Raw genomic sequence first — 13265 nt, forward strand, 5'->3', positions numbered from 1 at the left:
AGTTAAATGAGTTCGTTAAACTAAATCTGCTATCTAAGTTTCAAGGTTGCTAAACCAAGCAACACTAGGAACAAAGAGATAATCCAAAAACGTACAATGACTCGCGGCTCCGGCCATCCCTTCAACTCATAATGATGATGAATAGGTGCCATGCGGAAGATGCGCTGACCGCGTAACTTATAAGAACCTACTTGCAAGATCACCGACACAGTCTCCATCACGAAGACGCCGCCCATAATCACTAATAAGATCTCTTGACGGACTAATACCGCAATAGCACCCAGTGCCGCACCAAGGGCTAGTGAGCCAACATCGCCCATAAACACTTGCGCTGGGTAGGTGTTAAACCATAGGAAGCCGAGACCTGCACCGACAATCGCGGTACACACAATCACCAGCTCACCTGCGCCGGGCAAGTAAGGAAGGTGCAAATAATTAGCAAACTGAACGTGTCCAGAAAGGTATGCAATCAAGGCAAATGCCGCTGCAACCATCACTGTTGGCATAATCGCCAAACCGTCTAGACCATCGGTAAGATTTACTGCGTTACTCGATCCCACAATAGTGAAGTAAACCAATACAATAAAGAAGCCACCAAGCTGCGGCATAATATCTTTAAAGAAAGGAACAACGAGTTGAGTTTCACCTGGACTTGCCGCCGATGCATACAGGTAAACAGCTATTGTTAATGCTGCCGCCGATTGCCAAAAGTATTTCCAGCGAGCAATCAGGCCTTTAGTGTCTTTACGAACCACTTTACGGTAGTCATCAATAAAGCCGATCAGACCAAAACTACCCAGCACGAATAGCACTACCCATACATAGCGGCTACCAAGATCGCCCCAAAGTAATACGCTGATAAACACACCGGCAAGGATCAAAAGCCCCCCCATAGTAGGCGTTCCACGCTTACTAAAGTGTGACTCCGGGCCATCGTTACGCACGACTTGACCAATTTGCATCATTTGCAAACGTGCTATCATCTTTGGACCTAACCAAAGACTTAATATCATTGCCGTCATCAAACCAAGAATGGCTCGGAAGGTAACGTAAGAAAATACATTAAACCCAGTGTAAAATTGGGTTAAATACTCAGCCAGGTAAACCAGCATTAAACAAACTCCCCGCGCCCAAAGGCCGTTGTTAAAGCTTCTACTACACGTTCCATTCTCGCACTGCGAGAACCTTTCACTAACACGGTGATCTCTGCTGGTAATTCATTAATGTATTGAATTAATCCACCAACTAAATCATCAATATCTTGATAGTGTTTAGAACCAAAAGCATGACTCGCACCTTCGCTTAGCGTACCAACACAAAACAGCGCATTTACGCCTTTTGCCTTGGCTAATGTCCCAAGCTCGCGATGCAAAAGGGCGGCATTGTCGCCTAATTCGCCCAAATCGCCCAGTACTAAACAGCGATTTCCTTTAATTTCTTGAAGCCAGTCAATAGCTGCACCCACCGAAGCCGGATTTGCGTTATAGCTATCATCGATCACTGTCACCCGTCCAAGCACACTTGGTAACATGCGCCCTTTAACCGGTTTTAGCTGGCTAAGCCCTTGGCAAATATGGGCCAAAGACAAACCTAACGCTAAACAGATACTGGTGGCCGCCAGGGCATTCGACACCTGATGACGCCCAGTCAATGGCAACTCAACTCTATGAACTTCTGCATCAAAGCAAAGGCTAAAGGCATAACGTCCATAAGCATCCGCAATCAAGTCAGTTGCAAAAACATCAAGATCTCTCGACGTTTCATCTTTAACACCAAAACATAACTGCTTTACGTGACTAGAGGCCTGCAGCATGACATCAGCAAAAGCATCATCAGCATTAATAACCGCGGTGCCATTATTCGCCACATGATTGAAGATCTCAGACTTAGCCTGAGCCACTCCTTCTAAAGAACCAAAGCCCTCAAGGTGAGCCGAAGCAACATTATTCACCATGGCCACACTCGGCTTGACTAGGCTTGAGGTGTAGTCAATCTCACCAGCGTGATTAGCACCAAGTTCAAATACACCAAATTCATCACCGGCTTGTAATCTCAATAGGGTTAATGGCACCCCAATTTCGTTATTGAAATTCCCCGCGGTATAAAGCACTTGATGTTTCTGCGACAAGATAGTCGCTATCATCTCTTTGACGCTAGTCTTACCATTTGAGCCGGTTAGGGCAACGCAAGTTGGCGCAAGCTGTTCACGCACATAGGCGCCAATTTCACCCATCGCACGCTGACTGTTAGCCACGATAATTTGTGCAGCGTTAATAGGTAACAGCCTTTCCACTAACAGTGCGTTCGCGCCAGCATCAACCGCCGCCTGAGCAAAGTTATGCCCATCAAAATTATCGCCTTTCAATGCGACAAAAAGCGTCTTGCTATCTACCGCTCGACTGTCACTAGAGACGCTATCGATTGGCAAGTCATCACCAACCAACTGGCCATTTATGTGCGTCGCCAATTCGGCTAAAGAAACCCTAATCATGCGTTACCTTCGGCAATTGCTTTCGCGAATGCTCTTTCATCGTAATTTAGTTTTTTACCATTCACTTCTTGGTAAGTTTCATGGCCTTTACCAGCCAAAAGCACCATATCGCCAGAAGCTGCCAAAGCGACAATCTCCTTGATTGCAACTTGGCGGTCTACTTGTGAAAGCGCTCGCAGTGGATGCTGCAATCCGGCCAAAATATCGCTAATAATGGCGTTGGGGTCTTCACTGCGACAGTTATCGCTAGTTACCATAACCCGATCGGCAAACTGCTCGGCACTCGCCGCCATCATTGGGCGCTTACCTTTATCTCTGTCACCACCACAACCGAACAAGCACCAAAGCTGGCCTTTACAATGTACTCGTAATGCCTTTAATGCCTGCTCTATGGCATCTGGCGTATGGGCGTAGTCGACCACAAGCGTGACGCCATCTTGGCTGGTGAAACGCTCCATTCTTCCAGCGACAGGCTCAAGCTGAGCTGCTAGGGCGACAAGCGCGTGCATATCTTCACCCATCAGATAAAGAGCACCGAGTGCGGCAACCAAATTCGATAAGTTGAAATCACCCAGTAACGATGAGTTAAGCTGAGCTTCACCAGTCGGCCACACTAAGCTGCAAGATACGCCGCCATCATGAAAATGGTTATCTTTGGTATAAATTTCAGCGCTAGCATCACCTTTAACACTAAAACCTAATAATTTGTCAGACGCCAAGTCAGCAAGCCACTCTCGGCCGACAGGATCATCGATATTGATTATGCCACCACTTAGATTGGCGAACTGGAAAAGGCGCTTCTTGGCGATGCCATATTCTTCCATCGTATGATGATAATCGAGGTGATCACGACTTAAGTTGGTAAACACGGCGACATCGAATGGAACAGCCTCGACTCGACCTTGCACTAAACCGTGGCTAGAGACTTCCATCGCACAGGTATCGGCCCCCTTCTGTTCAAATTCCTGTAACTGCTTGATCAGAGTGACAGGGTCGGCAGTGGTGTTACCGCTATCTACAAGCTCGCCCCACAAGCCATTACCTAAGGTGCCCATCACCGCGGTTTGTTTACCTTGCAGTAACTGCAGCTGAGCGATCAGTTGCGTCACAGAGGTTTTACCATTAGTTCCGGTCACACCGACAATTTGCGGGCGCGCTTGAGACAGTGGATAAGCCTGTGCGGCTAAAGCTGAAATTTGCCGATTAAGCTGAAAAAATAGGATCTGTAATCCAACATCGTTAACCACAGTCCCGTGTTTTTCGGGGGAATCTGTGTGCACCAGCACCGCTCTAGCGCCTCCCTCAAGTGCAGCTGCAATAAACTGCCTGCCGTCGACTTGATAGCCTGGGATCGCGACGAACAGATCGCCATCTCTTACTGCTCGGCTATCCAAGGTGATATCCTGAAAATCTTCAGTTCCTGAATAGTGAAACCATGGAGCCAGCAGATCACGGATCAGCATTATTCAACACTCCTAGAATTTGCAGCTAGACGCACCTTCTCACGATTTGAAATAGGCTCAACGTTTAGCATTTGTAAAGCACCTGACATCACTGCGGCAAATACTGGCGCCGCAACGTCACCACCATAATAGCGATCGCCTTTAGGCTCGTTCACCACCACGGCTATGGCCAATCTGGGGTTATGCACGGGTGCGACACCGGCAAACTGCGCCACGTAGTCTTCACCATAACCACCTGCGACGGCTTTACGCGCGGTACCGGTTTTACCTGCCACAGGATAGCCTTCGATATGTGCTTTAAGTGCGGTGCCACCTTTCTCGGTAACCCCCACCAGCATCTCCATCACGTCTTGCGCTACCTGTGGTGAAATGACTTGCGTGCCCTCAGGTGTCTGTTTTAGTTTCAAAATTGAAACAGGATACTGCACGCCTTTATTACCCAAGGTGGCATACATTCTAGCGAGCTGCAGTGGTGTGGCCATTAAGCCATAACCAAATGATAAAGTTGCACGCTCAAATTCAGACCAGCGACGTCGGTCGTGGATAAGTCCTGCACTTTCACCCTCTAAATTAATACCCGAATAGTTACCCAGGCCCATTGTCTGATATGCACCTAACAGCTCTTGAACTGGCATAGACAGCGCAATTTTGGTCATACCCACGTTACTCGAGTGAACCAAGATGCCGCTTAAGGAAAGGTCACCATAATTACGCCCATCACGAACAATTTTGCCACCGATACGCAGGCGCCCAGGGTTGGTCTTAATAATTTGATCTGTCTTAATCGTTCCGGCATCAAGTGCAGCAGCAACCACAAATGGTTTGATGGTAGAGCCAGGTTCATAAGCATCAGTCAACGCCCGATTTCGCATGCGGTAACTCTGCAGACCTTCGCGAGAGTTGGGGTTATAAGAGGGCGTATTCGCCATCGCTAGCACTTCCCCAGTAAGTACATCAAGCACCACGATTGAACCTGATGTTGCTTGGTTAATCTCTGTGGCCTTTTTAAGCTCGCGATAGGCCAGCTGTTGAATGCGTTGATCGAGACTTAGTACTAAATCATTTGGACTCTCGCCCTCTTGCACCATATCTAGGCGTTCAACCACATGTCCATCACGAGATTTACGCACTTTTTGCTTGCTTGGTGTACCAGTGAGCCAGTCGTTATAAGTATTCTCTATACCCTCGATGCCTTTATCATCGATATTGGTGATACCGACTAACTGCGCCGAAATCTCACCTGTTGGGTAATAGCGACGGGATTCGGATTTAAGGTAAACACCTGGTAGTTTTAGCTGCTTGATATAGTCAGCAACGGCCGGGGTAACTTGACGCTTAAGATAGGTAAAACGTTTACGTGGGTTAGATTGAACCCGCTTCAGAATGTCTTCTTTAGGTTCATGTAATACATCAGCCAACGCTTGCCAACGGCGCATATCAGCAAAACCATTTTTGTCATGTACGACTTTAGGGTCCGCATACACAGCTTTAACTGGCACACTCACCGCAAGCATCTCGCCATTACGGTCGGTGATCAGCCCACGCTGTACTTCACGACTGGTGGTACGCAAAGTACGCATGTCGCTTTGGTGGCGTAGCATTTCCGGCTCGATAATTTGAATATAAGCGGCTCGACCAACCAAACTGGTAAACATCAGGCAAACAAAAGCCACCACGACGTATAAACGCCATTGGATTAACTGTGGTTTTTGTTTACGCTTCGCCTGTTTGCTCATGGGACTCTTACCACAACCTCTTCTTTTGGTAATGGACGGTTCATATTCAGTTCTTTAGTCGCTATCCGAGTAATTCGGCTATGTTCCGACCGAGACTGCTCCTCGAGCAGTAAGTTACGCCACTCAATATCTAGCCTGTCTCGCTCTTGTAATAACTGCTCCCATTGACTGGTGTATTTTCTGCCTTCATAGCTGGTATACACCACCGCAATCGCATTCATCATGACAAGCAGCGCGAGTATCATGATCCATTTGTGATGCCATAGATCGAGCAACACTATGCGGGTTAAATTCAATTGAGCTTTACTCACTTAAGTTGCTAATCGTTTATGCTTCGTAAGGTAAGCGCTCGGCGATACGTAGCACCGAGCTACGAGCTCTCGCATTACGCTCAACCTCTTCTACCGAAGGCTTAATCGCTTTGCCCATCGCCTTTAACTTACGTGACTTATTGATCTCAGCCTCAGTAATAGGTAAACCATGCGGTACACTCTCGCCTTGGCTATTACGGCGAATAAAGCGCTTCACCATACGGTCTTCCAACGAATGGAAGCTGATCACAGATAAGCGGCCTTCTGGCGCTAACACGGTCAATGCGCCTTCTAGGGCTTGATCAATCTGCTCTAATTCGCTGTTAATGTAGATACGAATAGCCTGGAATACACGTGTTGCAGGATGCTTATTACGCTCTTTGCTCTTAGTGATACGGGCAATCAAATCGGCTAGATCTTTAGTGCGTAAAAATGGGGTTTTGTCACGGTCAGCAGCGATACAGCGCGCGATATGACGGGAGTTTTTCTCCTCGCCATAGGTCTTAAACACCCATGCCATATCTTCTATTTCAGCACGAGCAAGCCACTGAGCGGCAGTCTCGCCTTGAGAGTTATCCATACGCATATCTAATGGACCATCACGTAAGAAGCTAAAACCACGCTCGGCATCATCTAACTGTGGCGATGACACGCCAAAGTCCAGTAATACACCATCGATTTGGCCTTTTAAGCCTAAATCTTCGACATAGTCAGCTAGCTGGCCGAAACCACCATGAACGATCTGAAAACGACTGTCGTCTTTAAACTGCTCCGCTGCGGCAATAGCCTGCGGATCACGGTCGATAGCAATCAGTCTTCCATTCGGTCCAAGCTCCTCAAGAACTTTTCGAGAATGACCACCACGACCGAAAGTACCATCGATATAGATGCCATCGGGTCTAATGTTTAAGCCAGCAACGGTTTCCGCTAGCAGCACTGATAGGTGTTCAAATTCTTGTGTCATGGGTTTCTTCTACTATTTAAGTATCACTGACTAAAGTGAAAAATCTGCCAAACGCTCATTGGCAGCCAAGTCTTCATTAAGAATCGCTATTCGACTCTGTTCAATCTGTTGCTGCCATGCAGCTTCGTCCCATAGCTCAAACTTATTGAGCTGCCCAACTAACATTGCCCGCTTATCTAAGTTGGCATATTGGCGCAGTGGCGGTGGTAATAACATTCGGCCATTACCATCCAATTCACATTCATGGGCGTATCCGAGCAATAGTCTCTTCATTGCTCGTTCGGTAGGCTGTGTGTCGGAAAGAGATGCGAGTTTAGCTGCAACTTGTTCCCACTCATGAATGGGGTACAGCAATAAACAAGAGGATTGAATATCTACAGTGATCACAAGTTGGTTATTATGGCAGGCATGCAGAGACTCACGGTATCGCTTAGGAATCGCGATCCGGCCTTTTGCATCAAGATTAATAGCGCTTGCCCCAGAAAACACCTTATATCATCCCTGTTGTTCTATAAAATATCCCACAAATATCCACATTTCCCCACAACAGCTAAGTTTAGGGATAGAACGCAAGACTTGTCAAGGGAAGCGCAGATTTAAAAATCCAGTAACCAAGCGGGTTAGCAGCGAATTTAGATTAAATTTAACCAAAGCGAGTGTTAGGGATTTATGTGGAGATTTAATAGCGTTTTTCTTCTAAAAAGTAGGAAAAACAGGCAGAAGAGTGGGGTTAATCACAACAAACCATGACATTTAGTGGGCTTTTTTCCCATAGAGCTTGCCTTAGTCAAGAGTCAGCTAGCTTAGATTTGGCTGTGAGCCCTGTAAAAGCTGCTCAATAAATGCAGGTAAAATTAAACATAATTAACCGAATGACCTATTTACCCCCACTCTCATCGCTCAACTTTCTCACCATGCCAAACAAGGCTAAATTTTAACCAGCCGCTGCCGATATATATAATACAATCGTACTAAATACATGATTGGTGTAATTAACTCCTATTAAAAATGAGGAATGACCAATGATTAGCTTAGATAGTGTATATGCCATGCTTGCTAAGCCTGCGACCTCAAAGCTCAAATCAAAACAGCAAGTTAAGAAAATTGATAATACTGCAGCCATAACAGCTGACAGCCATGAGGCACCACAGGCACAACTGCCCCCTCACCTAGAGAGACGCACCTCTACCGATGATAGGCGCAAAAATCAAAAAATAGCCTACCAACTCGACCCTAACCTTGAGAGAAGAAAGGGCCCGAGGCGAGATAAGTCTGCCCAAGAGGCTCAAGAGCCACCGCTAGAGCAAAAAAGTGACGAAATTCCTGAGTCGATCCACACTCGAATCGACATCGATGTATAGCCTTAACGGGTATCGCTCCACTTTAACGTGTTCGAGTGACCGCATTTAACCAGCCCTGGTACAGGCTATCGCGCTTTTGCACACTGATCTCTGGTGTAAAGTTACGCTCGATTCCAGCCTTATTCTTTAACTCATCGGTTGAGTCCCAGAAGCCCACGGCAAGACCTGCAAGAAATGCCGCTCCAAGTGCCGTGGTTTCAGTCAGCTCTGGGCGCTGAACCTCAACGTTGGTAATGTCGGCCTGAAACTGCATCAAGAAGTCATTCGCCACCGCCCCGCCATCAACTTTAATCTGTTTAAGCTCCACGCGACTATCTTTAGACATGGCATCCAATAGATCGCGGCTCTGATAGGCAATTGCCTCCAACGCGGCTCGAATAATGTGGTTACGGTTTGCTCCTCGGGTTAAGCCCACTAAGGCTCCTCTCGCCTCAGGATCCCAATAGGGAGCCCCCAAGCCAACAAATGCCGGGATCAGATACACGCCATTAGTATCTTCAACTTTTTTAGCAAAGTATTCGGTATCTTGTGCATCACGGATTAGACCCAGCTCATCTCTAAGCCACTGTACTGTCGCTCCGCCCATAAATACCGAGCCCTCTAGCGCGTAGTTGACGCCACCGTCGGCTCCAATTGCAATGGTGGTTAACAATCCATGCTGAGACTGAACGGCTTCTACACCTGTATTCATCAGCAAGAAACAACCCGTGCCATAGGTATTTTTGGCCATGCCCTCTTCGATACAAAGCTGACCAAACAGAGCCGATTGTTGATCTCCCGCCATCCCAGCAATAGCAATGTGACTACCTTCCCCAGCTATACGGGTATAGCCATAGATAGCCGAAGAAGGCTTGACCTCAGGCAGAATTGAGCGAGGGATATCAAACGCCTCTAGTAGCTTATTATCCCACTCTTGAGTATGAATATTGAATAGCATTGTCCGTGACGCATTGGTCGGATCGGTAACATGCACCTTGCCCTCGGTGAGCTTCCAAACAAGCCAAGAATCTATGGTACCAAACAGCAACTCACCTTTCTCAGCTCGCTCCCGCACCCCCTCAACATTATCCAAAATCCACTTAATCTTGCTGCCCGAGAAATAAGGATCGAGTACTAAGCCTGTAGTCTGCTTAATGTAACCTTCTAACCCCTGTGCTTTGAGCTCATCACAGATACCTTTACTGCGTCGGCACTGCCATACAATTGCGTTGTAAACAGGCTTACCCGTTACCTTGTCCCAGATGACAGTCGTTTCTCTCTGGTTGGTAATACCGATAGCAGCCACATCTTCACTGTGAATATCAGCCCGCGCTAACACTTCAATAAGAGTCGAGCTTTGAGACGCCCAGATCTCCATCGCATCATGCTCAACCCAGCCAGGTTGAGGATACATTTGGCTAAACTCACGCTGTGAACTAGCAACCATCTTGGTATCATGATCGAACACTATCGCTCGGGAGCTCGTTGTCCCCTGATCCAGTGCTATGATGTATTTCTTTGACACTTAATTCTTTCCTTATTGGCGCGTTTCTTTTAATAAACCAATTTCTGGCTGAACGATTTCGGGGGTAGCCACTTCTATCCAAGGCGTCTCATCACAGGCATGGCTAGGGTAGAACCATACTGCATTAATTTTATCACCCGCCAACTGATAAATACCGAGGCTACATTGGCTATTTTGTTCACCATCGTGGCTCCAAGTCACTTCCTCGACCGTACTCACGTAATTAGCCGAAACGAGGATCTGCCTTAAGCTGGCCTTAGCATCTGTGAGACTAGCAAAGTAATCGGTCATAGCTGCACCAAGCTCTTGCTGAGTCGATGTTTCGATATCCATCTTGGTGCCTGTTAAATTAAACCAGTGCACATTTGGCGTTGTATGCTGCAGTAACTGCTCCACACTATGGTTATTAAAGCCTTGAATAAACTGCTTTACTACCTGCACTGATTTGGGCTGTTCTTCAAGTGGCAGGGACTCTGCAGCATCAGTTAGTGGTGATAGCGTCATAAATACAGAACCAAAGGCGAGTAACCAAATTTTGGGTTTCATGGTGAACCTCTTGTTTATTTTGATATGTTAGGAATAGATAGTAATAGCACAGCCATGACGATAGATGTAGCTCCATCAGGCAGTCGTTAACCTCTTTTACCATGAAAGCAAATACTCAACCTCGCAGCTGCGTGGCGAGTAGCAGCAAACCCTCTCCTATACCACCCATGGCATTCGAGCCATTCAAGCCATTCAAGAATAGATACTTCCTGTACAAACCCTCTCCTATGCTATCCTCCATGCCGTCCATGGCATTCAAGCCATTCGAGCCATTCAAGAATAAGTTCTTCCTGTACAAACCCTCTCCTATGCCATCCGTGGCATTCGAGGATAAGTACTTCCTGTACAAACCCTCTCCTATGCCGTCCGTGGCATTCGAGGATAAGTACTTCCTGTACAAAAAAGCCCCGCGAATGCGAGGCTTTTCATAACAAACTTAAGTTGTTAGCTTAATGGAATATTCCAATACATAGCTTAGGTATTAAAAACGGTAAGTAGCCTGTACACCCACTAAGATGATATTGCCGCTAACCTGGCCTTCGAAAGTACCGCCAAACTTAGCAGAATCTTCATCATGCTCATGGATTGGTGACTCGTCAGCAAAGATGTAAGTAGCGCCGAAATCAAAATCTAAGTTGTCGCTGTACTGGTAACCGTAACCCACGCTTAACCATAGACGGTCAACTTCAGGGATAGTGGTTGTACGGTTAGCATCAGACACTGCAGCTTGGTCGTAAGCAACACCAGTTCTTAGGGTCGACTTTTGTGATAATTGGTAAGTTGCACCTACAGCAAAGCGGTAGTTATCTTCCCAGTTCTCTTGCTTCACTAAGATTGGGTCAGCTGAGATCTCAGGGATCATTGCTTCAAGCTTTTCGAATGAGCTCCAATCCGTCCAGTTAACACTCGCATGAATAGCAAGCTTATCTGTCAGTTGGTGAAAACTGGCAATTTCAGCAGTCGCTGGCAACGCTAATTCCATCGAACCAGCGTACTGGGTAGAAGGTGCTTTACCTTGCATAATCATCGCTAAGTCAAAGCCTAAGCCTTTAGCATCGCCTTCAAGGTTTTGCTCAACTTCAGAGCGATAGTTAAAACCGATACGGTTGTTAGCGTTAATCTGCCAAGCACCGCCTAACTGCCAGCCCCAAGAGATATCATCGCCTTCCATATATTTAAGCGTTTTACCTTGGAAAGGGCCTGTTGAAGTAGGCGCTTGGGCACCAAAGCTACCTTCACCGAGTACTAAGCGTACGCCAGCACCCACGCTGAACTGATCATTAATGCGGTAAGCCACGTTTGGGTTAATTTCGATTGCCATAATTGAGGCTTCGTTACCAAACTGAGTGCCGAGGAAATCATCGTCTAATTCAGTAGCCATACCAAAGTTGCTACCTAGCGCTAAACCTAGGAACCATTGGTCGTTTAACTGGTGTGACACATAAAAGTTAGGCACAACCGCATCGCCAGCAATATCTTTTGCTGATGACGGAGTTGAGCCAGCGCCAGATGTCACAGTGCCGTCAACATCAATATTTGGCATAACCAAAATTGCACCAGTAGTAACTTGTGTACCTTCAAGGTATGTCAGCATTGCAGGATTACGAAATTGCGCCGCAGCATTGTCAGCCATAGCGGCTTCACCCGCATATGCGCGTCCTAAACCTGTTGCAGAGTATTCAGCTAATTGAAAACCTGCAGCTTGAACCTGTGTAACTGTCCCCAAAAGTGCTGTACTTACAGCAAGTGTAATTAAACGCTTATTCATGTGTAATCTCTAATTATGTTAACAAAAAGTAGAGTATTAACTCCACTTTCTAATGGCGGCGATTCTACAACTGCAGAATATCTTTACAAGTACTTTATAAAAAACAGCATAAAACACTAGCCAACCAAGCCAAACTCAGAGAAAAAACGTTCAACATCACACTTTAAAACTGTAAAAGCATGCACATTACGGCAAAAAGCGTCGCTGAAAGAAAGCCGCAAAAGACAAGACCACCCAAACTAAACCAGAAAAAACAACAACTAAAAGAAGTAAAAACCTAAAAACACATGTACACTCAAATTTTGCCGCAATTACAGCACAAATCACTACCTCGACAACAAAGCCGCATGAACAAGCAAGTCAAAACAAAATAATCACAATAAAAACAATAAGTAAATTGATTTAGCACTCCCTGAATAAAACAAAGCCATTTAGAAAAATATCTAAATGGCTTAGCTAATACTCATTGTTGGTACGAGTGTACGCCGGCGCTAATACCCTAATTCACCCAGTTTCACCCTCTCCATGTAGGTATATTTGCTTCATACTTAGCAATTGTATCTGCGTGTGACAGTGTCAAGCCAATCGCATCCAACCCGTTTAATAGGTTATGTCTTGCAGACTCTGCAATTGCAAAGCAAAACACGCTACCTTTAGGTGACGTCACCGTTAGCGCTTGCAAATCGACATTAATTTCGGCGCCTTGCTGCGCTTCAACTTCGGCCATAAGCTGTTTTACTTCGGCGTCAGTTAACCTAACAGGCAATAAGCCATTATTGATTGAGTTGCCATAAAAAATATCGGCAAAGCTCGGGGCAATAATCACTTTTAAACCAAAATCGGCTAATGCCCAAGGCGCATGTTCTCGACTCGAGCCACAGCCAAAGTTTTCTTGAGACACTAAAATAGAAGCGCCCTGATAGCGGGGCTTATTTAGATTAAATTCTGGGTTTGGCTGATCGCCAGCATCATCTAAATAGCGCCAGTCGTGAAAAAGGTGAATACCAAAACCGTCACGAGTCACCTTAGAGAGAAACTGCTTAGGGATGATCTGATCGGTATCCACGTTTGCACTATCTATGATAACCGCAAGCCCTGTATGTGAGATAAATGGTTGCATG

The 13265-nt window shown here is 46.3% G+C and carries 12 protein-coding genes; 1 reads left to right on the forward strand and 11 read right to left on the reverse strand.

The features are described from left to right. Positions 1 to 29 precede the first annotated feature (29 nt). Genes mraY through mraZ form a run of 7 tightly spaced genes read right to left on the reverse strand, consistent with a single transcriptional unit; the run spans position 30 to position 7454 of the window. Positions 30 to 1112, reverse strand: a complete 1083-nt coding sequence (mraY, locus tag Q1A86_RS02245; RefSeq protein WP_299802274.1) for a phospho-N-acetylmuramoyl-pentapeptide-transferase — start codon at positions 1110 to 1112, stop codon at positions 30 to 32. After that, complete coding sequence (murF, locus tag Q1A86_RS02250; protein WP_299802276.1) at positions 1112 to 2491, reverse strand: UDP-N-acetylmuramoyl-tripeptide--D-alanyl-D-alanine ligase; 1380 nt, start codon at positions 2489 to 2491, stop codon at positions 1112 to 1114. The genes mraY and murF overlap by 1 nt, the downstream gene beginning before the upstream one ends. Next, positions 2488 to 3954, reverse strand: coding sequence for a UDP-N-acetylmuramoyl-L-alanyl-D-glutamate--2,6-diaminopimelate ligase (gene murE / locus Q1A86_RS02255; RefSeq protein WP_299802277.1), 1467 nt, complete (start codon positions 3952 to 3954; stop codon positions 2488 to 2490). The genes murF and murE overlap by 4 nt, the downstream gene beginning before the upstream one ends. Further along, entirely contained in the window at positions 3954 to 5690 is a 1737-nt protein-coding gene (locus tag Q1A86_RS02260) for a penicillin-binding protein 2 (protein ID WP_299802279.1), read from the reverse strand. The genes murE and Q1A86_RS02260 overlap by 1 nt, the downstream gene beginning before the upstream one ends. After that, on the reverse strand, positions 5687 to 6001 hold the full coding sequence (ftsL, locus tag Q1A86_RS02265) for a cell division protein FtsL (protein WP_299802285.1): 315 nt from the start codon (positions 5999 to 6001) through the stop codon (positions 5687 to 5689). The genes Q1A86_RS02260 and ftsL overlap by 4 nt, the downstream gene beginning before the upstream one ends. Positions 6002 to 6017: 16 nt before the next feature. Beyond that, entirely contained in the window at positions 6018 to 6965 is a 948-nt protein-coding gene (gene rsmH / locus Q1A86_RS02270; protein ID WP_299802292.1) for a 16S rRNA (cytosine(1402)-N(4))-methyltransferase RsmH, read from the reverse strand. Positions 6966 to 6995: 30 nt separating this feature from the next. Then, a complete protein-coding gene (mraZ, locus tag Q1A86_RS02275; protein WP_299802309.1) occupies positions 6996 to 7454 on the reverse strand; it encodes a division/cell wall cluster transcriptional repressor MraZ in 459 nt (152 codons plus the stop codon). A gap of 533 nt (positions 7455 to 7987) precedes the next feature. Here mraZ and Q1A86_RS02280 point away from each other — a divergent pair. Continuing rightward, entirely contained in the window at positions 7988 to 8326 is a 339-nt protein-coding gene (locus tag Q1A86_RS02280; RefSeq protein ID WP_299802314.1) for a hypothetical protein, read from the forward strand. A gap of 22 nt (positions 8327 to 8348) precedes the next feature. On the opposite strand, the gene glpK is transcribed toward Q1A86_RS02280, so the two are convergent. From glpK to leuD, 4 genes are all read right to left on the reverse strand, one after another. After that, entirely contained in the window at positions 8349 to 9830 is a 1482-nt protein-coding gene (gene glpK, locus Q1A86_RS02285; protein ID WP_299802331.1) for a glycerol kinase GlpK, read from the reverse strand. Positions 9831 to 9842: 12 nt separating this feature from the next. Further along, complete coding sequence (locus tag Q1A86_RS02290; RefSeq protein ID WP_299802337.1) at positions 9843 to 10376, reverse strand: nuclear transport factor 2 family protein; 534 nt, start codon at positions 10374 to 10376, stop codon at positions 9843 to 9845. A 481-nt stretch (positions 10377 to 10857) separates the two neighbouring features. Continuing rightward, on the reverse strand, positions 10858 to 12144 hold the full coding sequence (locus Q1A86_RS02295) for an outer membrane protein transport protein (protein WP_299802364.1): 1287 nt from the start codon (positions 12142 to 12144) through the stop codon (positions 10858 to 10860). A 514-nt stretch (positions 12145 to 12658) separates the two neighbouring features. Next, complete coding sequence (gene leuD / locus Q1A86_RS02300; RefSeq protein WP_299802376.1) at positions 12659 to 13264, reverse strand: 3-isopropylmalate dehydratase small subunit; 606 nt, start codon at positions 13262 to 13264, stop codon at positions 12659 to 12661. Position 13265 lies beyond the last annotated feature (1 nt).

This window comes from uncultured Shewanella sp. (assembly GCF_947497935.1).
Taxonomy (GTDB): Bacteria; Pseudomonadota; Gammaproteobacteria; order Enterobacterales; family Shewanellaceae; genus Shewanella.

Bases quoted from the DNA above. Each gene is read 5' to 3' on its own strand.
- leuD (WP_299802376.1), bottom strand. From the start codon at position 13,264: ATGCAACCATTTATCTCACATACAGGGCTTGCGGTTATCATAGATAGT.
- murE (WP_299802277.1), bottom strand. From the start codon at position 3,954: ATGCTGATCCGTGATCTGCTGGCTCCATGGTTTCACTATTCAGGAACT.
- Q1A86_RS02280 (WP_299802314.1), top strand. From the start codon at position 7,988: ATGATTAGCTTAGATAGTGTATATGCCATGCTTGCTAAGCCTGCGACC.
- Q1A86_RS02260 (WP_299802279.1), bottom strand. From the start codon at position 5,690: ATGAGCAAACAGGCGAAGCGTAAACAAAAACCACAGTTAATCCAATGG.
- Q1A86_RS02290 (WP_299802337.1), bottom strand. From the start codon at position 10,376: ATGAAACCCAAAATTTGGTTACTCGCCTTTGGTTCTGTATTTATGACG.
- Q1A86_RS02295 (WP_299802364.1), bottom strand. From the start codon at position 12,144: ATGAATAAGCGTTTAATTACACTTGCTGTAAGTACAGCACTTTTGGGG.
- rsmH (WP_299802292.1), bottom strand. From the start codon at position 6,965: ATGACACAAGAATTTGAACACCTATCAGTGCTGCTAGCGGAAACCGTT.
- mraY (WP_299802274.1), bottom strand. From the start codon at position 1,112: ATGCTGGTTTACCTGGCTGAGTATTTAACCCAATTTTACACTGGGTTT.
- murF (WP_299802276.1), bottom strand. From the start codon at position 2,491: ATGATTAGGGTTTCTTTAGCCGAATTGGCGACGCACATAAATGGCCAG.